Source organism: Arthrobacter sp. fls2-241-R2A-200 (genome assembly GCF_030209745.1).
Taxonomy (GTDB): Bacteria; Actinomycetota; Actinomycetes; order Actinomycetales; family Micrococcaceae; genus Arthrobacter.
This window is the reverse complement of sequence record NZ_JARVRJ010000006.1, coordinates 118,885-142,070: the sequence shown is the minus strand read 5'-3', so window position 1 is coordinate 142,070 and position 23,186 is coordinate 118,885. Positions and strand designations below refer to the sequence as shown.

22 protein-coding genes and 3 tRNA genes are annotated in these 23,186 nt (G+C 61.5%); 16 read left to right on the top strand and 9 right to left on the bottom strand.

What is annotated here, in order from left to right; translation table 11 throughout:
* Positions 1-60: 60 nt before the first annotated feature.
* Positions 61-143 (bottom strand) — tRNA-Leu (locus tag QRN42_RS07600).
* 340 nt (positions 144-483) lie between these two features.
* Here QRN42_RS07600 and QRN42_RS07595 point away from each other — a divergent pair.
* Genes QRN42_RS07595 through pknB form a run of 7 tightly spaced genes read left to right on the top strand, consistent with a single transcriptional unit; the run spans position 484 to position 10,067 of the window.
* A complete protein-coding gene (locus tag QRN42_RS07595) occupies positions 484-1,233 on the top strand; it encodes an FHA domain-containing protein (RefSeq protein WP_284976909.1) in 750 nt (249 codons plus the stop codon).
* A gap of 5 nt (positions 1,234-1,238) precedes the next feature.
* On the top strand, positions 1,239-1,718 hold the full coding sequence (locus QRN42_RS07590) for an FHA domain-containing protein FhaB/FipA (RefSeq protein WP_284977016.1): 480 nt from the start codon (positions 1,239-1,241) through the stop codon (positions 1,716-1,718).
* A 3-nt stretch (positions 1,719-1,721) separates the two neighbouring features.
* Positions 1,722-3,419, top strand: coding sequence for a PP2C family protein-serine/threonine phosphatase (locus QRN42_RS07585; protein WP_284978641.1), 1,698 nt, complete (start codon positions 1,722-1,724; stop codon positions 3,417-3,419).
* Entirely contained in the window at positions 3,416-4,846 is a 1,431-nt protein-coding gene (locus QRN42_RS07580; protein ID WP_284978640.1) for an FtsW/RodA/SpoVE family cell cycle protein, read from the top strand. The genes QRN42_RS07585 and QRN42_RS07580 overlap by 4 nt, the downstream gene beginning before the upstream one ends.
* On the top strand, positions 4,843-6,300 hold the full coding sequence (locus QRN42_RS07575; protein WP_284978639.1) for a penicillin-binding transpeptidase domain-containing protein: 1,458 nt from the start codon (positions 4,843-4,845) through the stop codon (positions 6,298-6,300). Before QRN42_RS07580 ends, QRN42_RS07575 begins: the two co-directional genes overlap by 4 nt.
* Positions 6,297-8,120 (top strand): protein kinase domain-containing protein, encoded by a 1,824-nt coding sequence (locus tag QRN42_RS07570; protein ID WP_284978638.1) that lies wholly within the window; start codon positions 6,297-6,299, stop codon positions 8,118-8,120. Before QRN42_RS07575 ends, QRN42_RS07570 begins: the two co-directional genes overlap by 4 nt.
* A gap of 9 nt (positions 8,121-8,129) precedes the next feature.
* The gene (gene pknB, locus QRN42_RS07565; protein WP_284978637.1) at positions 8,130-10,067 is read left to right on the top strand and encodes a Stk1 family PASTA domain-containing Ser/Thr kinase; all 1,938 of its coding nucleotides are present in this window, start codon (positions 8,130-8,132) and stop codon (positions 10,065-10,067) included.
* A 48-nt stretch (positions 10,068-10,115) separates the two neighbouring features.
* Here pknB and QRN42_RS07560 read toward each other — a convergent pair whose 3' ends face one another.
* Both QRN42_RS07560 and QRN42_RS07555 read right to left on the bottom strand, forming a co-directional pair.
* Positions 10,116-10,757, bottom strand: a complete 642-nt coding sequence (locus QRN42_RS07560) for an aminodeoxychorismate/anthranilate synthase component II (protein ID WP_284978636.1) — start codon at positions 10,755-10,757, stop codon at positions 10,116-10,118.
* A gap of 170 nt (positions 10,758-10,927) precedes the next feature.
* Entirely contained in the window at positions 10,928-11,743 is an 816-nt protein-coding gene (locus QRN42_RS07555; protein ID WP_284976916.1) for a class E sortase, read from the bottom strand.
* 172 nt (positions 11,744-11,915) lie between these two features.
* Here QRN42_RS07555 and QRN42_RS07550 point away from each other — a divergent pair, with 172 nt between their 5' ends.
* The 6 genes from QRN42_RS07550 to QRN42_RS07525 all read left to right on the top strand — a co-directional run bounded on the left by QRN42_RS07550 (position 11,916) and on the right by QRN42_RS07525 (position 15,337).
* Positions 11,916-12,167, top strand: a complete 252-nt coding sequence (locus tag QRN42_RS07550; RefSeq protein ID WP_284976917.1) for a cell division protein CrgA — start codon at positions 11,916-11,918, stop codon at positions 12,165-12,167.
* Complete coding sequence (locus tag QRN42_RS07545) at positions 12,098-12,721, top strand: methylated-DNA--[protein]-cysteine S-methyltransferase (protein ID WP_502869480.1); 624 nt, start codon at positions 12,098-12,100, stop codon at positions 12,719-12,721. Before QRN42_RS07550 ends, QRN42_RS07545 begins: the two co-directional genes overlap by 70 nt.
* Positions 12,721-13,254, top strand: a complete 534-nt coding sequence (locus QRN42_RS07540) for an RNA polymerase sigma factor (protein WP_284976919.1) — start codon at positions 12,721-12,723, stop codon at positions 13,252-13,254. Before QRN42_RS07545 ends, QRN42_RS07540 begins: the two co-directional genes overlap by 1 nt.
* Positions 13,251-13,901: a methylated-DNA--[protein]-cysteine S-methyltransferase gene (locus tag QRN42_RS07535; protein WP_284978634.1), complete on the top strand. Its 651-nt coding sequence runs from the start codon at positions 13,251-13,253 to the stop codon at positions 13,899-13,901. Before QRN42_RS07540 ends, QRN42_RS07535 begins: the two co-directional genes overlap by 4 nt.
* Positions 13,898-14,614, top strand: a complete 717-nt coding sequence (locus QRN42_RS07530; RefSeq protein ID WP_284978633.1) for an alpha-ketoglutarate-dependent dioxygenase AlkB family protein — start codon at positions 13,898-13,900, stop codon at positions 14,612-14,614. The genes QRN42_RS07535 and QRN42_RS07530 overlap by 4 nt, the downstream gene beginning before the upstream one ends.
* A 72-nt stretch (positions 14,615-14,686) precedes the next feature.
* A complete protein-coding gene (locus QRN42_RS07525) occupies positions 14,687-15,337 on the top strand; it encodes a DNA-3-methyladenine glycosylase I (RefSeq protein ID WP_284978632.1) in 651 nt (216 codons plus the stop codon).
* 649 nt (positions 15,338-15,986) lie between these two features.
* Here the strand turns inward: QRN42_RS07525 and QRN42_RS07520 are convergent.
* Together QRN42_RS07520 and QRN42_RS07515 are read right to left on the bottom strand one after the other, a co-directional pair.
* On the bottom strand, positions 15,987-16,841 hold the full coding sequence (locus QRN42_RS07520) for a rhomboid family intramembrane serine protease (RefSeq protein WP_284978631.1): 855 nt from the start codon (positions 16,839-16,841) through the stop codon (positions 15,987-15,989).
* Positions 16,842-16,862: 21 nt separating this feature from the next.
* Positions 16,863-17,405: a peptidylprolyl isomerase gene (locus QRN42_RS07515; protein ID WP_284976924.1), complete on the bottom strand. Its 543-nt coding sequence runs from the start codon at positions 17,403-17,405 to the stop codon at positions 16,863-16,865.
* A gap of 153 nt (positions 17,406-17,558) precedes the next feature.
* Here QRN42_RS07515 and QRN42_RS07510 point away from each other — a divergent pair, with 153 nt between their 5' ends.
* Both QRN42_RS07510 and QRN42_RS07505 read left to right on the top strand, forming a co-directional pair.
* Entirely contained in the window at positions 17,559-18,587 is a 1,029-nt protein-coding gene (locus tag QRN42_RS07510) for a hypothetical protein (RefSeq protein ID WP_284978630.1), read from the top strand.
* Positions 18,588-18,766: 179 nt separating this feature from the next.
* Positions 18,767-19,639, top strand: coding sequence for a glycosyltransferase family 2 protein (locus tag QRN42_RS07505; protein WP_284978629.1), 873 nt, complete (start codon positions 18,767-18,769; stop codon positions 19,637-19,639).
* Positions 19,640-19,641: 2 nt separating this feature from the next.
* Here QRN42_RS07505 and QRN42_RS07500 read toward each other — a convergent pair whose 3' ends face one another.
* On the bottom strand, positions 19,642-20,550 hold the full coding sequence (locus QRN42_RS07500; protein WP_284978628.1) for a DMT family transporter: 909 nt from the start codon (positions 20,548-20,550) through the stop codon (positions 19,642-19,644).
* A gap of 181 nt (positions 20,551-20,731) precedes the next feature.
* On the opposite strand from QRN42_RS07500, the gene QRN42_RS07495 reads away from it, so the two are divergent.
* On the top strand, positions 20,732-22,705 hold the full coding sequence (locus tag QRN42_RS07495; protein ID WP_284978627.1) for a glycoside hydrolase family 84 protein: 1,974 nt from the start codon (positions 20,732-20,734) through the stop codon (positions 22,703-22,705).
* 53 nt (positions 22,706-22,758) lie between these two features.
* Here QRN42_RS07495 and QRN42_RS07490 read toward each other — a convergent pair.
* From QRN42_RS07490 to QRN42_RS07480, 3 genes are all read right to left on the bottom strand, one after another.
* Positions 22,759-22,834, bottom strand: a tRNA-Ala gene (locus tag QRN42_RS07490).
* A gap of 70 nt (positions 22,835-22,904) precedes the next feature.
* The gene (locus QRN42_RS07485) at positions 22,905-23,024 is read right to left on the bottom strand and encodes a DLW-39 family protein (RefSeq protein ID WP_284976929.1); all 120 of its coding nucleotides are present in this window, start codon (positions 23,022-23,024) and stop codon (positions 22,905-22,907) included.
* A 46-nt stretch (positions 23,025-23,070) separates the two neighbouring features.
* Positions 23,071-23,144: transfer RNA gene (locus tag QRN42_RS07480), tRNA-Ile, on the bottom strand.
* Between the last annotated feature and the right edge of the window lie 42 nt (positions 23,145-23,186).

Sequence of the window (23,186 nt, the reverse complement as noted above, 5' to 3'; positions counted from 1 at the left end):
CCGGGGTGTAACCGATGACTCGACTCATCCGTGAAGGATGTCTCGACTCATCACATTGCGTGCGCGAGGGGGGATTTGAACCCCCACACCCTTTCGGATACTGGCACCTGAAGCCAGCGCGTCTGCCGTTCCGCCACTCGCGCGCAACTTCTTTTGTAGGCTTTCAGCGGTTTCCCGGCTTCGATTCCTTCAAAAGCAGCGAGATCAAGCATAACGGACACCTCCGGCAAAACACCAATCGTCGCGCCTCCCCATCACCATGCGGCCGCGGTCTGCCGCGATCGGCACGGGCTGGGCTGGCCTGGAAATCGAACTTTTCCGGGCGCGAGGGCGTTGTGGATTAAGGCCAATCACAGTCAGTCCCAGTAGTATCGGGGAGTGGAAGGGCCGTTTGGCGCGTACTTTGCTGTGTGCGTCGACGGGCCACGTACGGACTATCGGACCAGGCACGGTGGGTGCCGCGGCAAGGAAAGGAGAACGACCATGGGTTTGCTGGACAAAGTCGAGCGCGGTATTGAAAAGGCCGTCCGTAATGTCTTCTCCACGGGGTCGCGGGCACGTGTCGAGCCGGTGGAGATTGCCAGTCGTTTACGTAGGGAATTGGACAACCAAGCCCTCACTATTTCTGCAGGGCGCACGCTTGCCCCCAACGTTTTTGATGTACTCCTCAGCGACGAGGACTTCACCAGGGCCCAGGAATGGGGAACGCCCCTTGCCGAGGAACTGTGCGACGTCGTCATCGAACACGTGCGCAGCCAGGGCTACATTCTTCAGGGACCTGTCCGAATCTCCTTCCGGCGTAATGAGCAGGAACGGGCCGGACATTTTGAGATTACGTCCAAGACTGAGAAGTCGACGTCGGATGCGGCCGCCCCTGCACAGCCACACGCCGCCCACGTTCCGGCAGCCCCCGCCCGGCAGCCAGTGCGCCTGCAGCCCGTCCTGGATATCAACGGACAACGCTATTCCCTGAACGCCCCCTCTGTGGTCCTTGGCCGCTCGTCCGAGGCTGACATTTTGGTGGACGACACGGGAGTGTCCCGGAAGCACCTCGAAGTCAGGGCCGAGAATGGCGGCACCTGGGCTGTTGACCTTGGCTCCACTAACGGAAGCTACGTCAACGGACATAAGGTAAACGGCAGCGTGGAGCTCACCGACGGATCCACCATCACCATGGGACGGACCAGGATCATCTTCCGCCTACTTCCCCAAACGCCGGGGGGCCACGCGTGAACGGCATCAGCGAACTGACCATTACTGCCCTCCGCTTCGGATTCCTCCTATTGCTCTGGGTGTTGATCTTCAGCATCGTCTCCACCATGCGGCGCGATTTCCAGATCGGACGCAAGGCAGCTACAGGCGCACCCACGGCCCGCGAGGTGCGCAAGCACCCCGAGCTTGCGGCTCCTGCGCAGCCGGCCATCCAACATGCCCGCAACCTGGTAGTAACCGAAGGGCCGCTCAAGGGAACCACGCTGCCCCTGGCCGCGAGTCCTATCCTGTTGGGCCGCGCCCAGGAAGCGACGCTCGTCCTTGAGGACGACTACGCATCAGGCCGCCATGCACGACTCTTCCCGCAAGGAAGCCGCTGGTTCATCGAAGACCTCGGTTCTACCAACGGCACCTATCTGGCCGATCAACAGCTCACCCGGGCCCTGCCCGTTGAGCTCGGTGTCCCCGTGAGAATCGGCAAGACGGTCATTGAATTGAGGCCGTGATCCATGGCCTCGCCCGAGACTAGCCGAGCCAAGGACACACCCGCGGAGCGCCCGCTGATCATGCGCTACGCGGCGCGTTCCGACGTCGGACGCATCCGCTCGAAGAATGACGACTCCGCCTACGTGGGACGCCACCTCGCCGTGGTCGCCGACGGCATGGGCGGTCACGCCGGTGGCGACGTAGCCTCCGCGTCCACCGTTCTGGACATGATCCACCTCGATCATGACGATTATCCCGAGGGCGCGGACACAGTCCTCGCCGACGAGATCCAGACAGCCAATTCCCTCCTGTCCGAGCTCGTCCACCAGAATCCGAAACTTTCCGGGATGGGGACCACGGTCACGGCACTGCTCCTTGAAGACCGCAAGCTCCACTTTGCCCATATTGGGGATTCCCGCGCCTACCGCTTGCGCAACAAGACATTCGAGCAAGTCAGCGTGGATCACACGTTTGTGCAGCGCCTCATTGACGAAGGCAGGCTCCGCCCGGAAGAAGCCGAGACACACCCGCACAAGAACGTTTTGATGCGCGTCCTCGGCGACGTGGACGCCAGCCCGGAATTGGACCTGGACGTCCTGGACGTCGAGCCGGGAGAACGTTGGTTGCTCTGCTCGGACGGCCTCAACTACGTGGCCGGCCATGTTGTTGAGCGAACCGTTCGGGAAACGCCTGACTTGCGTGAATGTGCTGAGCTCCTGGTCAACCTCACCCTTGAGGCGGGCGCCCCGGACAACGTCACCGTCGTCATGCTGGAGATCGTTGAGGAGACCGACGACGACGCCAACACGGCCGCCGTCGACGTCGTTCCGGCCCCGGCAGTCGCCGCGGTCATCGAACCTAAACCTGACCTGAAACCAGAGCCCAAACCCGACGTCGGACCCGCCACGACTGCGAAGGCTGAGCAGTCACCAAGTGCCGAAACGGCCAAGTCCGACTCTTCCCAGGACGAAGACGCGGATGCCGACACGGACATGGACTCGGACACGGACTCGGACTCCGAGTCTCCGGAAGAATCCGCCGAACCACCTGTCACCACAGATCCGCACCTCGGTGAACATCTGTCGGCCGAGGTCCTCCGGGAGGAATTGGCAAGCCGCCCGCACGAGCTTGTAGGTGCCGCTGCAACCGCAGCCGAGACCGGGTCCATTCCCACGGTGGCTGGCCGCACAGTGGCGCGTCGCGCCGCCATGGTCCTCACCCATAAAGCCGAACAGGACCGCGAGGAAGTCGAAGAACCGCCCCGCCGCCGGATTCGCTGGCTGATGCCAGCTGTCGCGGCGGTTGTTGTTCTCGGCGTCGTGGTTGGTCTTTGGCTTGGCTACGCGTGGACGCAGACCCGTTACTACGTGGGCGAATACGACCAGCGGGTTGCCATTTTCAATGGCATTTCCCAACGCTTGGGTCCCCTTCAGCTCTCGCGGCTGGAGTCAGTGACGGATGTTAAAGTGGATTCCTTGCCGGAATACGGGCAGCAGAGCGTCCAGCAAACCGTCCCGGCCGGTGACCTTCGCGACGCTCAGCGCATCGTGGAAAACCTTAAGAACACAGGCAGCGCGTCGGCGGATTGCCCCAGCATCTCCGCCAAGCCCACCCCCTCGCCTACGCCGTCCCGTTCAACCGCCCCCGCCATACCCAGTACCGCTGCCGTGGCCAGCCCTACACCTTCGCCGGTCCCGACACACTGTGAGGCGTCAAAATGATCCACGATGAGACGGCTCCCAAGCCCCGGCGAAACGTGGAGCTGGCCCTTTTGGTGCTTGCGCTATCGGTTGGCATTGGAGCGAGCGCTTTGGTCAGCATCAACTCCACCAACGGCCTGAACGGCGACTTCTGGTTCCAGTCGAGCCTGCTGGCGGCGGCGGCGTTCGCTTTCCACTTGGTGCTTCGCCTGCGGGCAAAATATGCCGATCCAGTAATACTTCCTATTGTGATCGCCTTGAACGGGCTTGGCCTCGCGCTTATTCACCGCATGGACGCTCCCGGAGAGGACACCGGCAATAACCAGCTTCGGTGGACGCTGCTCGCCATGGCCGTATCTGTCGCCGTCATCTGGTTCCTCAAGGACCACCGCGTACTTAGGCGTTTCACCTATATTTCCTTGGCTGCCAGCGCCCTGTTGCTGATTCTTCCCCTCGTTCCCGGCATCTCTGCCGGAGACGTCCTGGGTGCCAGCGTGTGGATCCGCCTTGGCCCGATGACCTTCCAGCCCGGTGAGGTCGCCAAGATAACTCTCGCTATATTCTTTGCCGGGTATCTTTCTTCAAACCGGGATCTCATCCTGCTTGCCGGCAGGAAGATCGGGCCCATGCAGTTTCCTCGGTTCAAGGATCTTGGTCCCATGATCACCGCGTGGCTGGTGAGCATCGGTGTTCTGGTGTTTCAGCGCGACCTCGGCTCCTCGGTCCTCTTTTTCGGGCTTTTCATCGTCATGATCTACGTAGCCACCAGCCGTATCTCCTGGGTTGTGATCGGTGTGGCCTTGCTGGTTGGCGGAGGCTTCCTCGCGGCGAAAATCTTCTCGCACGTGGCGTACCGAATCGACAGCTGGATCAATGCCTTCACTCCCGAGGTCTTTGGCCGTTCGCCGGGCGGTAGCGGACAGATCGTGCAGGGCCTCTTCGGAATGGCCGACGGCGGACTGGTCGGCACCGGCCTCGGCCAAGGCAGGCCGGACCTGGTTCCTTTTGCCAACAGCGACATGATCGTGGCCCTGATCGGCGAGGAACTGGGCCTCATAGGGCTGTTCGCCGTCGTCATGCTCTATCTCTTGCTCTTCACCCGCGGCTTCCGCGCCGCCTTGGGAACGCGGGATGCGTTCGGGAAGCTCTTGGCCTGTGGGCTCTCCTTCGCCATCGCCCTGCAGTGCTTCGTCGTCATCGGCGGCGTCACCAGGCTGATTCCCTTGACGGGCCTGACCACTCCGTTCCTCGCGGCCGGCGGGTCGTCACTGCTTGCCAACTGGATCATCGTCGGCTTGCTGCTCATGATTTCCCATACTGCCCGCGGTCCCGTGGACACCACCCCCATGGTGAACAAACCACCGGCGACCAGCAGCAGCCCGACTGTGCGTAAACCGGTCACGGGACAAACACCCAACACACCAACAGAGGCGGTGAGGCACCAATGAACCAGGCGATTCGCAGTTCCTGGATAGCCGCCGTCGCAATGTTCGCGTTGATTTTCGGTGCCATCAGCTACGTCCAGGTGATCGGCGCAGACGATCTCAACGCCAATCCGTGGAATCAACGCGCCATCCTGGCATCGTTTTGCAACAATCGCGGTGCGATCATCGTTGGCGGAAAGCCCATTGCGGAATCCGTAGCCGGGACCGAGACCTGCGCTTTCCAGCGCAAGTACAACCAGCCTGAGCTGTATGCCGGCGTCACCGGATACTTCTCCAAGGGTTTCGGGTCAACCGGCCTGGAGCAGTCCATGGGAGACACCTTGGCCGGCAATTCGGATCAGCTTTTCCTGGATCGTGTCAGCCAGATGTTCCTCGGCAATGAACCCAAGGGCGCTTCCGTGGAACTGACCCTGGATCCGGCGATCCAGCAGCTGGCCTATGACCTCATCCCGGACGGGCAGCGCGGCTCCATCGTGGTTACCAACCCCCGGACGGGTGCCATCCTGGCCATGGTGTCCAAGCCCTCCTATGACCCGAACCTGATCGCGACGCACGACGCTGCCGCGGCCCAAGCCAACTACAGCAAGCTGAACCAGGTTCCCGGAATCAACCTGAACCAAAATGTCAGCGGTCCCACCGGCAACCTCTTGTCCCCCGGTTCGGTGTTCAAGCTCGTGGATGCAACGGCGGCACTTAATTCGGGCAAGTACAACAAGGACAGTGTGCTTCCCAACCCCAGCAGCCTGCCTCTGCCAGGATCGACGGCCAGCCTGCCCAACTACGCCGGCGGTAATTGCGACACGCGCGAGACCGCAACGTTTGCCTTCGCCTTGGAACAGTCGTGCAACACCCCGTTTGCCAGCGTTGCCCTTGATTTGGGCCAAGACGCCATCCGGGAGCAGGCCACCAAGTACGGCTTCGGAGAAACATTCGGGGACCAGCTGAAACTACAGCAGGCCGTCAGCGTGTTCCCCAAGGGCTTGGACCAGGCCCAACTCGCGCAGTCGGCCGTGGGCCAGCGTGACGTCAAGGCGACCCCGCTGCAGATCAACCTCATGACGGCGGCAATCGCCAACGGAGGGGTCCAGATGAAGCCCAATCTGGTCAAAACCGTCCGGGCACCCGATCTCCGCGTTATCAGCGAGTTCAAGCCCGAGTCCCTCCGGACCAGTACCACCCAGGCCATCGCGAGCCAGATCACCGAATGGATGACCGGCGATGTGGACAACGGCATCGCCAAAGGTGCGGCTGTGCAAGGAATCAAAGTGGCCGGCAAAACCGGCACGGCGGAGTTGGGTACCTCCGGCTTGAACAACTCATGGTTTACCGGATTTGCCCCGGCAAACGACCCGCAAGTGGCCGTCACCATCGTCATGGAGGGTGTGGATGTGCTCACCGGCGCCAAGCTAACCAGTCCGAACGCAAAGAAGATTTTTGAGGCGGTGTTGAACAAGTGAGGCCTACTTCAGGAATCACACTCGGCGGCAGATTCCAGCTGACCAGTCGTATTGCGATTGGCGGCATGGGGGAGGTCTGGAAAGCCAAGGACCAAATCCTTGGCCGGATCGTGGCCATTAAGGTACTCAAGGAGGAATACACCGGAGACCCCGGGTTCCTGCAGCGCTTCCGGGCCGAGGCGCGCCACACCGCCCTGCTCAACCACGTGGGCATCGCTAACGTCTTCGACTATGGCGAAGAGGCAGGATCCGCCTACTTGGTCATGGAACTCGTGCCTGGCCACCCGCTGAGCGCCATCCTCGAACGCGAGCAAGTCCTTTCTCCGGATATGACGCTCTCGATCATTGGGCAGACCGCCCGCGCTTTGGCCGTGGCCCATGCACAGGGTCTCGTCCACCGGGACATCAAGCCGGGCAACCTCCTGATCACTCCGGACAACCGCGTCAAAGTCACGGACTTCGGTATTGCTCGCCTGGCGGACCAGGTTCCCTTGACCCAGACCGGCCAGGTCATGGGCACTGCACAGTATCTCGCTCCCGAGCAGGCCACCGGCCAAACCGCCACGGGGTCCTCGGACATCTATTCACTTGGCGTCATCGGGTACGAATGCCTCTCGGGACATCGGCCGTTCTCGGGTGAATCGCAAATCGCCATCGCGCTGGCCCAGGTGAACGATGCCCCGCCGCCGCTCCCGGAGACGTTGCCCCTGCCGGTCAGGGCTCTGTTGATGTCGATGCTTGCCAAGGACCCCAAGAACCGTCCGGCCAATGCCATCAAGTTGGCCGAAGCCGCCGAAGCCATTCGGAACGGCGACATTGCAACGGCCCATGCCGCAGTTCCGGGAATGCTGCTGTACGAAGGCGCCGGGGACCTCACAGCCCCGATCGACACCGCCACGGCCCCCACCGGCGTCGTGAGTTCCCCTTTCGGACGTGAACACTCGACGACGGCGACCTCCGCGCTTCCAGTACTGGGCGCCGGCGCAGCCGGTGCGGCACTTGGAGCGGCTGCGGCCGATAACCCGCTCGGCCGCGCCAACGCCCTTGAGGCTGAACGCCAGCTGAACGATGAGGAAGTCCTCTACACCGAGGAGAACTTTGACGAGCCGGAGCCGGAGCGGCGGAAGCGGAGTCCTTGGACCTGGCCTTTGGTGGCTTTGATCCTCCTGGTCCTGTTTGCCTTGGTTGGTTTCCTGATTTCCCAGTCGGGCTTCTTCTCACCCAGCAGCGCGCCTAGCGCGTCCCTCCCTGCATCAACGCCCAGCCAAAGCTCAACCGCCCCGAGCCCGTCCGCTACCCCAAGTGAGACATCGGAGGCGCCCTCACCGACACCTTCACAGTCCACCCCGCAGAAGATCAACGTCATCCCCGAGCAATTCGAGGGCCAGCAGTTCCCGGCCGTGAGTGCGGCGCTGCGGGGCATGGGCTTGGGAGTCACAGGCGTGGAGGTCTTCAACCCGGCGCCCGTAGGAACGGTGACGAACCTTGACCCCACGGGATTGGTGGACCCCGGACAGATGATCACGGTGCAGTACTCAAAGGGTCCCGAGATGGTTGCCGTGCCGAGCATCGGTGTCGGCTTGTCCGAGGCACAGGTTCAAGGCCTTATCGACGGCGCGAACTTGCGTTGGGTGGCAGGTGATCCGGTCAACGGAAACCCCGGCCAAGCGGCGGGTACCTTTGTCAGCTCCGACCCACCTGCAGGAACCAAGGTTCAAACAGGTTCTGTGGTGACTTACCACCTGTCCAAAGCAGCCGCTCCCTCGAGCGCTCCGAACAGCGGCGCCAAGGCCTCGAGCTCTCCCACCCCGAGCAAGTAAGTAACGTCCATGTCCATGCCACGTCCCGGTCCAGCGCATAGAGAGGGGAGCAGCCCTGTGAGTTCCCAGCGCATCCTCAATGGCCGATACGAGCTCGGCGAGCTGATCGGTCGTGGCGGGATGGCCGACGTTTACCGTGGCACGGACACGCTCCTGGGACGGACTATCGCCGTCAAGGTCCTCCGGGCTGACTTGGCCCGCGATCCCCAATTCCAAGCCCGGTTCAAGCGCGAAGCCCAGGCTGTGGCGGCATTGAACCACCCGTCCATCGTGGCCATCTTCGATACCGGCGAATATTCGGTTCCTGGAGGTCCGGGGGAGGATGTGCGCGTCCCGTATATCGTCATGGAGTACGTTTCCGGGCGGACCTTGCGGGACATGATCAAGGCTCGCGAGTTGAGCGTTGCGGACTCGGTGGAATACACCCTGGGTGTTCTTTCGGCGTTGGAATACAGCCACAGGGCAGGCATCGTCCACCGGGATATCAAACCCGCCAACGTGATGGTGTGCGCCGATAGCGGTGAGGTCAAAGTCATGGACTTCGGCATTGCCCGGGCCATGGCCGATTCGGCGGCGACAATGACGCAAACTCAGGCGGTTGTTGGCACCGCCCAGTATCTTTCGCCCGAGCAAGCCCGCGGTGAAACGGTGGACGCACGCAGTGACCTGTACTCCGCGGGTTGCCTCTTGTACGAACTCTTGACCAGCCGGCCGCCCTTCATCGGGGACAGCCCGGTCTCTGTTGCTTATCAGCACGTTCGGGAGACGCCGGAGTTGGCCAGCTCCTACAACACGGACGTTTCCGAGGCCCTGGACTCGGTTTTGGTCAAAGCGTTGCAGAAGAGCCGATCCGACCGCTTCCAGGATGCTGCCGCTTTCCGCCGGGCCCTCAGGGCTGCAAGCAACGGCATTGCGGTCCCAGCACTTCCGGCCTCTGAGGCTCCCACCGATCCGAACGATCTCGTGGAACCCGAAGACCCGGCAACGCACCTTCTCAGCACCACTGCCGTAGGTTTCCTGGACGTTGGCCAGTTCAAAGAAGACGCCTACGCCGAGCCGCTCCACGAGCATCTGGAAGAACCACTTCCCTTAGGCCTGCCTCCTGAAAGGGAACTGCCCGCCGACCAGAAGTCCCGGCGTCGGGCTTGGATGGCCACCCTGGTGATTTTCACGCTGATCGTCCTCGGTGGCGTGGGTTTCTGGCTCTTTAGCATCATGAGCACACCGCAAAAGTCTCAGAAAGTTGCGGTGCCCACAGTGGCCAACTTGACCGAGTCCCAAGCCATCCAGGACCTTTACACCGCCAAACTGGTACCCAAATCAGTGCGGGCTTCCAGCGATACCGTACCCAAAGACAAGGCAGTGGGAACGACGCCGGCAGCGGGCACCATGGTGGAGCCGAACGCGGAGATTGTCCTCACGATTTCCAGCGGCCCCAGTGCCGTCACGATTCCCGCGGATATTGTGGGCCGCACCGAACTGGACGCTCGGGACGCTCTGCGCAGGCTGGGTATGACCGGGGATGTCACCACCACCATGGTTGACAGCCCCACTGTCCCGGCAGGCGTCGTCATTAATACCAGCCCGGCGCCGGGTGTGCCGATAGCGACCTCAAGCAAGGTGGAACTCCAGGTCTCCACGGGCAAGGTCGTGGTGCCGCAGCTGATTGGCCTGCCTGTCGCGGAGGCGGAGGCGTTGCTCAAATCCAATGGCCTGGCCATGGTGGCCGTGGAACAAGAGAACTCGCAGGTGGACCCCGGTAAGGTGACAGCCCAAAGCGATGCATTCAACACCAAGGTCGATCAAGGCAAGGCTGTGACTGTCACCGTGGCGAAGGCTCCCGCGCCGCCTCCGGTCCCGACGCCGACTCCTACGCCGACCCCAACGGACACGGCCACGGATACGCCTACCCCCACGCCTACTAAGGTCACCGGGCCAAAGAAGTAACCGCGCCAGCCACCAATGCTTTACACAGGCATCACTGCCTTACAGGCATCACTGCTTTATCAAGGGACTCAGCGTGGATGCCCGCTTGGCCGCCCCGGCCATGCCAAGTGACTCGAGCCAGTTACCCAGCATCTGGTATCCACCCTCGGTAAGTACGGACTCCGGGTGGAACTGAACACCGCACAAAGGGGCGGTCTTGTGCTGCAACCCCATGACCACACCGTTGGTAGTCTCAGCGGTGACCTCAAGGACATCGGGGATCGAGTCACGAACGGCCGCGAGCGAGTGGTACCGGGTTGCAGTGATCGGCGACGGGAGCCCTGCAAACACGCTGTTGCCCGCATGCTGCACCGGAGACGTCTTTCCGTGCATTAGCTCCGGTGCATGAGTGACCACGCCGCCGTACGCCTCTGCTAGTGCCTGGTGGCCGAGGCAGACGCCGAGCATCGGTTTGCCCATTTCACCGCACCATTTGATGAGCTCGATGCATACCCCCGCCTCGGCAGGAGTGCCAGGGCCCGGGGAGATGAGGACACCGTCGCGGGCGGCCGCCAGTTCGATGGCTTCGGCGAGCGTGACGTCGTCGTTGCGGACCACGGTGGTCTCCGCACCGAGCTCCTGCAAGTACCCCACCAGGGTGTAAACGAAGCTGTCATAGTTATCCACTACGAGAATTTTTGTTGTGCTCATGGCTGTTGCGCTGAACCAATCGTTGAGTCGGTCAAGGTGGTGAATTGGGATAACCAAGGGAACAGGTACTGCGCCATGAGCACCAAGGCTACGGCGACCAACGCCAAGCACGTCAGAATCCGGACCCAAAGCGGTCCCGGAAGATTCCGGAAAATCCAGGCGTACATCCGTTATCCCTTTCCTCGGGCTTGGGCTACTTGGGCTGCAATTGCCGACGGCGGCCCGGCTGAGGCCGGTTGCCAGCTTTCCAGCACCGAGAAGGCGATAATGCGTTCCTGGGACCCGAAGCGCGGGTTGCAACTCGTCATAGTCAGGATGCTCTCCTTGGCTGCAGCCCCTGCTTGCGTAGGAACGGGCATCAGGACGTCGGTACGGTTCGGGAGGACGATCTGGTTGTTGCGGAAAACGTACGTGTAGTAGCCGTCGGCTGTTTGTACATAGATCTTGTCCCCGGGAACCAGTGTGTGGATGTTGTCCAGGACCGCGCCGTGGGTTTGCCGGTGTCCGGCCACCGCAAAGTTGCCAATGGCACCTGGCATGCTGGTGCTTCCGTAGTGTCCCAGGCCCAAGGTGTCCAGCACGTCGGCACTGGTTCCTTCGATGATGGGGCGGGTGTAGTCGGCGCCGAATCGCGGGATGTACATGATGCCGATGGTCTGGCCGTGGGCTGGGGCCTTACCTACTACAGGGGTGCCATAGTCGATGGTGCCGGTAGCTGCCGGTGCGGTAGGACCGGTGAAGTGCTGCGCGAAGCTTTGGACGGCCTCGGTCTGTTTGGCATCGGCTTCTACGTTGGTCCACCATAGCTCCCATGCCACAAAAAGAAGCAGGACAATCCCCGCGGTGATGAGGAGCTCACCCAGGATCCGGCAAATCAACCGGAACACGTCGCCGGGACCCCGCCGCTTCGGTGAAAGCGGCCGCGGCTCATGGGGCTCTGTTGCCCCGTAAGGCGCAGCAGATGGCGTCGTCTGCTGATGCGCCACGGGGTCTCCTCAGAACGGGCGCGGTCGGCGCAGGTGCGTATCTGGTTGGCGCTAGACTTGACAGCTAGAGCCACCCGGAACGTCGTATGCCCGATGTCCGCTGGAAATTCCTTTCCTGCAGGATATCAAGGCTTGACGCAACGGGTATTTATCCCACAGCCAAGGAGGATCCGTGCCCGAGTCCAAGCCCCGCAAGCGGCCTGCCCGTCAGGCCCAGACTTCCACCGCCCAGCAGTACAAGCCGAATCCGGTTTGGTACAAACCTGTGATGTTCGGCCTGATGATCATCGGCCTGCTCTGGATCATCACCTTTTACATTTCCGAGGGCCGCCTTCCTGTACCGGACTGGTCCTCATGGAACATCGTCGCCGGCTTCGGAATCGCAATCGTCGGGTTCCTCATGACCACCCGCTGGCGTTCGTAGGAATCCGCACCTCACATCTGAGCGGCCTAGGGCGTCTACAGGATATGAACAGCAGGCACACAACCTTGGATTCGCCGCTCGGGACGTTAACGCTTACTGCCCGCGGAGAGTACCTGACGGGGATCTTCTATGAAGGTCACTGGCACATGCCTGCGCCAGATTACTTCGGACAGCCTGCGCGCATCGAGGACCCCGTTTTCGCGCAGACACGTGATGAGCTCGGTGAGTACTTCAGCGGCGGCCGCGTGGAGTTCAATGTGCCCTTCTCCGTCAGGGGAAACACCTTCCAAGAGAAAGTCTGGGAGCGGCTGCAACACATCCCCTTTGGGCAAACCATAAGTTACGGGGAGCTGGCCCTGGAACTCGGTGATTCCCATCTCGCCCAGGCGGTGGGCTCGGCGGTGGGCCGCAACCCACTGAGCATCATCATCCCCTGCCACCGTGTTGTCGGCCGAAAAGGCCAACTCACCGGCTACGCAGGTGGCCTTTCCAACAAGCGCTTCCTCCTGGAGTTGGAAGAACCTCCCGCAGCAAAAGAGAGCAAGCTCTTCTGATGCGCTCCGGGCATCAAGGCGAGACTAAAGAGCCCTTTGAGGCGGTGGTCCAGGCACAAGGGGCAACCGTCCTTCGAGTGTGCCGGGCCGTCCTTGGATTGCATGACGCCGATGACGCTTGGTCTGAAACCTTCCTGGCCGCTTTGCAGGCCTACCCTGCCCTGGCGCCGGAAGCGAATCTGGAAGCGTGGCTAGTCACCATCGCCCACCGCAAATGCATCGACCACCTGCGCGCCCGAGGCCGGCGCGCGGTGCCCGTGGACCAACCACCAGAGCAGGTTTCACTCCTTGGGATTCCCGGTGACCGACAGGCGGAACTGCTCGACGCCGTCGGAAAGCTTCCGCCTAAGCAGCGCCAAGTGGTCGCCTTCCATTACCTGGCCGGTTTTCCGTACAGCGATATCGCGGCACTTGTGGGCGGAACCCCCGAGGCCGCGCGCCGGGCCGGCGCGGACGGCGTGAAATCCCTCCGCGCCCTCCTGGCGCCTGCTTCGGCAATGGCCCGCTCCTCCGTGAAAGTTGACATGCCGTGACCTCTGAACCTGTGGACGAGACCCCCGAGTCCCTTCCGGACGACGCCCAGGTTGCGTCCCTGTTGGAGCCGCTGGACGTGGGCATTGAACTTGCCCTCGCCAGCCTCCAAGCCAGGTTGGCCCGGGACGCCCAACTGATGCACACGTTGGACATCGCCTATCGGGTGGTGGACTCTCCGCTCGGCAGCCTTCTTCTGGCCGCCACTGATCGCGGAATCATGAGGGTAGCTTTCGAACGTGAGAACCACCAGGACGTCCTGCAAGGATTGGCCGATTCCGTCAGCCCGCGCATCCTGCACGCCCCGGCGCGCTTGGACGCGGCCGCGCGTGAGTTGGACGAGTACTTCAGTGGCACCCGGAGGCAATTCGACCTCACGTTGGACCTGCGGCTGTCGCGCGGTTTCCGGCTCAGCGTCCTTCGCCACTTACCCAAGATCGCTTACGGGCATACCGAGAGCTACGCCCAAGTGGCACAGGCCGCGGGGAGCCCCAACGCGGTCCGGGCTGTGGGAACTGCCTGTGCCACCAACCCGCTGCCCGTCATCGTGCCATGCCACCGAGTGGTCAAGTCCGACGGCAGCTATGGGGGCTACCTGGGCGGTACTGAAGCCAAGCACACCCTGCTGGCCCTTGAAGCGGCAGCATGAGCGAGGATGGGCTGTTTGGGCTGGAGCTGGTCCAGCCTGCAGTCGACGACGCCGGTCCCCGCTTGGTGGGGCCGGGGGCTGTGCATGTCCCCGGCTGGCTCACGCCAGTGCAGCAGAGATGGATCGTGGAACGTTTCGGTGAATGGACGCGAGGACCCGTTCCCCTACGGGCGGCCACGCTTCCCGGCGGCCACCAAATGTCTGTTCGCACCGTTTGCCTGGGGTGGCACTGGCAGCCGTACAAATACACGCGGACTGCCTCCGACGTCAACGGACAGCCCGTGCTCGACCTGCCCGATTGGATGATCCGGCTGGGACGGAAAGCCCTCACTGCCGCGTACACCGCTGAAGTAGGGGCCGACCCCTCGCTGGCCGCACTGGCCGACGAATACACACCTGACGCTGCGCTGGTCAATTGGTACCAAGACGGCGCGGCAATGGGCATGCATCAAGACAAGGACGAGGCTTCTCATGCTCCGGTGGTGTCGCTGAGCATCGGCGATACCTGCCGCTTCCGATTCGGCAACACGAATACACGAACCAAGCCATACACTGACGTCCTGCTGCGATCAGGAGACCTGTTTGTCTTCGGTGGCCCCTCCAGATTTGCGTTTCATGGCATTCCCAAAGTCTTCGCCGGGACCGCCCCTCAGGATTGCGGGCTGGAGCATGGTCGAATCAATATCACCATGAGGGTCACCGGATTGTCATAGCCATGGGGCAGACTATCCCTGAAACGACTACTGGCCACCGAACCGCGGTCGGCCGCTCTTGGAGAAGTGCGTATGAGCCCCTTGGAAAACGGCACTGTCATCGGCGACGACGGACTGGCCCGCCCCGCTTGGGCGGCCAGTGACCCCCTCCTTCGTGCGTACTACGATCACGAATGGGGAATGCCGGTCCGGGACGAACAGGGCCTGTATGAACGCATCAGCTTGGAAGCCTTCCAAGCCGGCCTTTCCTGGGTCACCATCCTGCGCAAGCGGGAGGCTTTCCGGAAGGCGTTCCTGGACTTCCACCCGGAATCCGTCGCCGCGTTTACCGACGCCGATGTACAGCGCCTGATGTTGGACGCCGGCATTGTCCGCAACCGCCTCAAGATCCAAGCGGCCATCACCAATGCCAAGGCCACCATTGCGCTGCGGGAAGAGGGCGGTCTAGTGGACTTTGTTTGGTCGTTCCAGCCGACCTCAACGCCAGAACCGCGCACGATAGCCGATATCCCCACCACCTCCGTCGAATCCATCGCATTGTCCAAGGCATTGCGCAAGAAGGGCTTCGCTTTCGTCGGTCCAACAACTATGTACGCGCTGATGGAAGCCGTCGGAATCGTGGATACCCACCTGCTACACAGTCATCGTCGCGGTTCGTCCGGGGTTTGGTCATTGCCTTCCCACGCCACCGAGCCCACCGCAGCTGTCCACAGAAGTGTGTAACTTTATCCACAGCCGTGGATAACTTCTGTGGACATCCTTGGATTCGAAGCCGGAAACGGTGCGGTTAGGCCTATTCGACGTCCTCCGCGCCTTGGTTGGATTATGCCCACTGTGCATCAGGCTGTGGATATTGAACTAAGCTTCACTCGATGTTCAGGCCGGAGGCGTTGTGGCGCTGCCGCGACCAGGCAATGCTTGCGTGCTTGGCCGCCAAACTATCGCCCAGAGCTTGCCACGGCCGCCGAGGTTATCCACTTAACAACAATCCCATTCCCACAACTTATCCACAGCTGGGGAAAACGCACCCGGCTCTAGGTCAATATCCGGCAATCACGGCGTCATGAGCGCCCACGCGGCAAGGAAACTACACGTGTGTAAGTTATTAACACTGTTGATAAGCCTGTTGATTAAAGCCGTACCGCGGCCGCTTGGATGACTTTTCCCCACAAGCCCCTGTGAGCCCTGAAGTTGTCCACAGAATCCAAGGACGATGGGACAAAGTTATCCACAGATGTGGAAAAATTCATACCTTTTGGGGGATATCTTCCGGCCCAGCCAGTCACAGCATGGGCAGTCGTTCTAACTACACGAATGTAAGTTACTCACAGTGTGGATAACGCTTGTGGATAAGCGGCTGGGCACGAGCAAGCTAGGAAGCAGATACGTGGAACCACGTGATAGCAGCCAGGACGCCGAGAACCAGCACCAGGCTGGCCGCCTGAATCAGGGCTTGGCTCTTACCGCGGGGCGCGTATGTAATCGCGGCTGCAGCGATCGCACCGGTAATCAGGCCGCCAAGGTGGGCTTGCCATGCAATGCCCGGCACGAGGAAACCAATGACGCCGTTAAGCACGATCAGGACCCAGAGCTGCCTCGTTTGGCCACCACGTTGGCGCTGCACCACCAGCAGGGCTCCAAAGAGACCGAAGATCGCTCCGGACGCGCCAACCAGTCCAACAGGGGGAACGGTGGGGGTCAGAAGCAGGAAGCCCACCGAGCCACCCACCGCGGCCAGCAGGTACACGGCCAGGAATCGAAGGCGTCCGAGCAACGGCTCAAGGACTTGCCCGAATATCCATAGCGAGTACATGTTGAGGACAATGTGCAGGAGGAAACCCTGCGAATGCAGGAACGCGGAGGTAAGCATCCTCCACGGTTCACTGCCGGCAAAGATGTTCGCGTAAGCGAAATCCTGGAAAACGAGGTCGCCGGGGAGTACCCACTGGAGGATGTACACCACCACGCACAGGGCGATGATCAAATACGTCATCAGCGGCCTGCCCGCCGCCAGGGCACCGCCATAGGGCGCACGGTATGTCGGCGTCGAACGTTTTTGTTCGTTGACGCAGTCAATGCATTGGAATCCGACGGCGGCCGCCCGCTGGCATTCGGGGCACGCTGGACGCCCACATCGCTGGCACCTCACGTAGGAGGGCCGGTCCGGGTGCCGTGGGCACACCGGGATGGCGGCGGACGGCTCAGCCGACGGAATTCCGTAGCTCATCTGACTGGTTCAGCGCGTGGCTTAGAGCTGTTCGATGTCGATGCTCTTGATGACGACGTCCTCCACAGGACGGTCGCCCATGCCCGTGCGGACACCCTCGATGGCGTCTACTACCTTGCGGGAGTCTTCGTCGGTAACCTCGCCGAAGATGCTGTGCTTGCCGAACAGCCAGTCGGTGTTGACCGTGGTGATGAAGAACTGTGAACCGTTGGTTCCCTTGCCCATCTGCACACCCGCGTTGGCCATGGCCAGCTTGTAGGGAGCATTGAAGGTCAGTTCCGGGTGGATCTCGTCGTCGAACTGGTAGCCCGGTCCGCCGACGCCGCGGCCCAGGGGATCGCCGCCCTGGATCATGAAGTCCTTGATGATGCGGTGGAAGATGGTGCCGTCATAAAGCGGCGTACCCGTCTTGTCCTCACCGGTTTCGGGGTGGTTCCAAGCCTTTTCGCCGGTGGCCAAGCCAATGAAGTTGGCGACCGTCTTGGGCGCGTGGTTGCCGAAGAGGTCAACCTTGATATCGCCGAGGGTCGTGTGGATCGTTGCTTTTGCAGTTGCGATGGTCATGAATCCATTCTTCCATGCAGGGTCAACGCCAACGTTGCAGTGAAGCCGGTTCCGCGCTGGGTGAAATCCGGGACGAAACGGGCAGATGAATAGCCCGTGTTCACTAAGCGACGTAGGCTAGCAACAAACGAGCATGTGTATCGGGAGGTAGTTGTGAAGAAATCAGACCGTATTGCCCGCGACCTCGAACAATCCGTGGCGGCCAGCGTTGACAACGCCCGCGACTGGGCTGCGCCCCGTGTGGAAGCAGCCGTGAATTGGGCTGTTCCGCGTATCCAGCACGGTATCGACAGCGCTTCCCCCAAGATCCAAGAGGGGCTGAAGTCCGCTGCGCACAACCTCGCCGACGGCGTGGCGGTAGTTACGCCGCGGATCCAGGACGGGCTGGCGCAGCTTGCGCCAAAGATCCATGATGCAGTCGAAGACGCGACACCCAAGATCCAAGAGGCTTTGAACAAGGCCACTCCGGTGCTCGGCCAGGCCCGGGACAAGGTAGTTGTTGAATACTTGCCCAAATTGTCCGAACAGCTGGGCCAGGCCTCCGTGGTGGTGCACCAGGTCCTGGAAAACGCTCCCGCGCAAGTGGATGCCGTAGCGCAGAAACTGGTGGACTCCGGCGTTGTGCACAGCGTCCAGCAGCAAGCGCAGGCCACCAGCAAGCAACTGCAAGCCGCGGCCGAGGAGGCTGCCAAGGCCGCAACCGCGCAGCTGGATAAGGCTCAGCGGAGGACGGCTAAGTTGGGCAAAGAACAGCAGCCCAAGAAGCGCGGGTGGTTGATCCTGACAGTCATCGCTGCAGCTGCCGCCGCGGGTGTCGCCGCGTGGAAGGCCTCCAAGCCCGTGGAGGATCCGTGGAAGACGCCTTCTCCGGTTACTCCCAAGCCGACGCCGGCGCCGGTTGCCGAAGCTGCCGAAGCTGCCGCCAGCCAGTCTGCCGCAACGGATGTCGCGCCCACAACCACCGATGTTGAGGCTGAACCCGCATCAGTGGCCACCGAGGATGAGACGTCGGAGGGCACAGCGGAGGATGCAGGTGAAGGCACCCCGCAGGATTCGGGAGAGCACTCGGCGAAGGTAGCCACGGACGCGAAGACTGCGGTCAAGAACATCGCGGCCAGCCTCAACAAAGAGTCCAATGAGAACCAGGACTCCACCTCGGAATCCAACGGCGCCCACAGCTAATCAAGCGCCTCGACTGGTTATTGATAACTAGTCGGTGAATCAAACCGCCGACGGCGGGAAGAGGCACCAAGCAGTCCTTTGAAGGGGATCCTGGCACAGCCAGGGTCCCCTTCAGTGTTTGTCCACACTTAACCAAGTCGACCGACCAAGCGCGCGGCCCGGGTGTTAGATTGATGGGGATGCCAGCTGATAGTCCCTTCGCGGACGCGCCCCCGGATGCCCTTGGCGCCCCTCGGGTTTCCATTGTCATCCCGGCGTATAACGAGGAAAGTGTTATACGCCAGTGTCTCCTTGCTGCCGTCTACCAATCCGTCCCGGCTGACGAGATCATTGTGGTGGATAACCGTTCCACAGACCGCACCGCGGCCTTCGTGCGCCAAATGCAGGACGAATATCCGGAAAGCCCCATCATCCTGCTCCAGCAGGACAAGGCACAGGGTCTGATTCCCACACGGAACTTTGGGCTGGATAGCGCCAGCGGTGACATTCTGGGACGAATCGATGCCGACTCGGTGGTGGAGCCCGATTGGGTCGAACAAGTCCAGAAGGCCTTCGCCGACCGTTCGGTGCAAGCAATCACGGGCCCCGTGGTCTATTACGACATGCCTATGCGGCGGTTTGGGTTGAAAGCTGACGACAAGATGCGCCAACTCATGCTGCGCTTGGCAAAGCATCAGTACCATTTCCTGTTCGGCTCCAATATGGCCATCCGTCGAACAGCTTGGGAGATCATCCGCAACGAAACCTGCTTGGACGAAAAAGACGAGATGCACGAGGACATAGACCTGTCATTGCACCTCTTTGACCACGACCTCAAGATCCAATACGTACCCCACATGGTCTCGGGCATGTCCGCCCGGCGGCTGGAGGATTCGCCAAAGGATTACCGCTACTACGTCACGCGGTTTGATCGCACGTATAAGGCCCATAACGTCAACAAAATCGCGTTGAAGGCACCCATGGTCGTTTTCTTCTCGGTGTATTTTCCTGCCAAGGTGCTGCGCGCCATCCACACGATGAACGCCGTTCCCGCAGGACGGCGCGGGCCCTGACTTCAGTCAGTGCCTAGTTCGGCCTCACGCCGCTCCGCTGAGGCGCGGTTGTGGCGCTGCCCGGTGACAACCACCACCAGGCCGGCCAAAATCATGGCCAGGCCCGCATATGTCCCGGCCGGCAAGGTCTCATGCAAGAAGATAGCGGCCAGCAGCGCGGCTCCCGGAATTTCCAGCAAGATGATCATGGACACCAAGAGGGGACTCATGGTCGCCAACAAATGGTTGAACGCCGTGTGGCCCACCAGCTGCGCACAGACGGTGACGGCGATAATTCCGAGCCAGCCTCCGGCGTCGAACCCTGCAAGCGGCTGGTGGCTCGCCAGGGCCAACACCGCCACGATAGCCGCGCACATCCCGTAGCAAAGGGTGGTGTAGGTTCCTGTTCCCATCGATTGGCGCGCTTTCCCGCCAGCCAAGGTATACAACCCTGCCAGTGCGCCCCCCGCCAAGGCCAGGACGTCGCCCGGAAGTGCGGTAGGAGAAGATCCGGTGTCGAAACCCGTGATCGCGACAACGCCCCCGAATGCTATCCCTAAACCCACAAGCACGGGCCAGCGGTGCCTTGTGCCCCGTAGCGACTGGAAAACGGCAATCCATCCGGACTGCAGGCAGACCAAGGCCGTTGCAGCTGCTACAGAGGTGAGCTGCAGGGCTGTGATAAAGCATGCAAAATGCAGTGCCAAAGCAACTGCCGCAACAGCTGACCACCAAAATTCGCGCCGCGTGACCCTGGCGAATTCGGCCGGCCTGCGTAGGGCGACGGGTGCTGCCATCACAACTGCGCCGATGGCATTACGCCAGAATGCGATCGCCAAGGCCGTCACCGAGGTAGCCCCGAGGGTTCCTGCGATCAACGGCCCGGAGGAAGCCACGCCGAGGACCCCGAGGGTGGCGATAAGAAGGTTCACGGGTCCACCCTAGTGTCCCGAAGCCGACCACCCTATCTGCGTCGGGGTCTGTGTGGTTGTCTTATCACTACAGGTGGATCCCGTCGCCGCAGGTCACAGGGCTGCCGATCGCACACTCAGGGGGCATCTAGTGGACACATCACCGGGAGATCGGGGCCCGCAGCGCAGACAGTCGGTTTTCATGCTCATCACGGCCGGTATCGTGGCGGCGGTCCTCCTGCTCGCGGGTTGGTTCGTTCTGATGAGGTACAACCAATCAAACGCCGGTTCCTCTCCTGGAAGCGCAACGAGTCCGGGTGAACCGGGTTTGCCTGCCATCTACCCTGTGCCGCAGCACGCCACAGCGGCGTCGGGGAAACCCGTTCCCCTGAACGGGCATGTCTATGTAGTGGCAACGGCTGGAACGGACCCAGCCTCCGTCTCGGCAGTCCAAGCACTTGTGGTGGGCGCCGGCGGGACTGCGGAGACCGTAACCTCCTTGGCCAATCCGACGTCGGGCTCCTCCGCCGTGTACCTCGGCGCTGCCAGCGACCCCCAAGTTTCCACAGTTCTCGCGACTCTTGGACGGGACAGCGCAGCCGCTAACCAGAAAGCTCTTGGACACGCGGAGGGCTATGCAATCGCTACTGGCACATCGGCCGGGATACCCACCGCGGTCTTGGTGGGACGCGACGGCGATGGGATCTTTCACGGTATACAAACCCTCAGGCAACTCCTCACAGGTGGAACAGTGTCCGCCGCCCTCATCAGCGACTGGCCGTTGATGCAGACCCGTGGAGTTATCGAAGGCTTCTACGGAATCCCCTGGTCCCATCAAGCCCGTTTGGACGTCATCAAGTTCGCCGCTCAACAAAAGATGAACACCTTCATCTACTCCCCGAAGAACGATCCGCTTCTCCGGGATCAGTGGCGGACCCTGTATTCGAATCAGCAACTCAGGGAACTGCAAGAGCTTATTGACACTGCAACGGCGAACCACATCCGGTTCACCTATTCGCTGTCCCCGGGTCTGGATATCTGCTACTCAAGTGTCGCGGACCTGAATGCCGCGGTAGCCAAGCTTGAATCCCTCTACAGCTTGGGCGTCCGCTCATTTGTGATTCCCCTTGACGACATAGACACCAAGGTCCAGTGCGATGAGGACGTGAAGGAATTTGGTTCCAACGAGGCTGGCCTCGGGAAAGCGGAAGCTTCGTTCCTGAACGACGTCAATGCTCGGTTCATATCCAAGAAGCCGGACATCCAGCCTCTGCAAATGGTCCCCACTTTCTACAACGGTTCGGGCAGCACCCCCTACAAGAAGGCACTGGGCCGTGCCCTCAATCCCGACATCGTGGTTCAGTGGACGGGCGAGGACGTGGTGTCCCACCGGATCACCCGTGGTTCTGCCGAGACAGCCCAGCAGAGCTATGGAAGCCCCGGAACGAAGCGGAACATCGTGATCTGGGACAACTACCCCGTCAATGACTATTCGCAGGACCACATCTTCCTGGGACCGGTAAAGGGACGCGACTCCGATCTCAACCAAGCGATCAGGGGTATTGTTACCAACCCGATGATCGAGGCCTATTTATCGCTGCCCGCCATCTTCAATTACGCGGACCTGTCGTGGAACGGGCCCGCCTACGATCCCGCCAAGTCCATGGATGCGGCATTGACCGCGGTGGCAGGTCCTGCCCCCGATGTCCAAGCCGGAGTCAGGGCTTTCGCGGACCTGAACCAGGACTGGCAAGGTGATGCGCTGACGCCGTCGGCACCCGCGCTGACGGCGGATATAAACCAGTTCTGGTCAGCGTACGACGCCGGCCAGTCACCGTCCGGGGCATTGCTGGCGCGCGCGGAGCTGCTCCAGCGGCTCCCCGACCTGCTGCCCCGAATGGCGGAGCCGGGCTTCGCCAATGACGCCGTGAATTGGACCGCAGCAGCAGCACAGTACGGCCGAGGTGTGCAGCAGGCCATCGCGATGTTGGACGCGGCCAAGAAGGGCGATGCCCAGGCAGTTACCCAAGCCCGCAAGGACGTTCAAAGCGCCGAGACAGCAGCCGCTGCCGCCACACAGCCCACCTTGGACCTCGGCGTCGTTACCCCGGTGTTAGGAAAGGGAGAACTCAAAGCCTTCTTGGATCAAGCTCTCCAAAAGGTCCCTGCCGGCTAGCCTCGGATGTTAAAGCAAAAAGTCCCGGCCAATACTGGCCGGGACTTTTCTTATGGTGGAGGCACGGGGACTCGAACCCCGAACCCCCTGCTTGCAAAGCAGGTGCGCTACCAATTGCGCCATGCCCCCATAAGAAGCAACCCGTCAATCATACCCCAATTCAACCCTGGCAATTACCGGTCGAATCTGCGGCCAGGGGCTAATCCACCGTATCGGTCGACTTGCTCCATACTTCTTTTCGGGCTTCGGATTCCTGGTTCTTTTTATAAACCAGGACACCTGCGATGGCTGCTGCTACAACTACGAGCAACTTCTTCACAAGTACCTCATTCCGGTTCAGTGTTACCTGAACCTGCTAGGTTCCGTGGGCGTACCAGGACTTGAACCTGGGACCTCTTCGTTATCAGCGAAGCGCTCTAACCGCCTGAGCTATACGCCCCGATGCCTCATCGGGCCGAGATATGACTGTACAGCACATCCC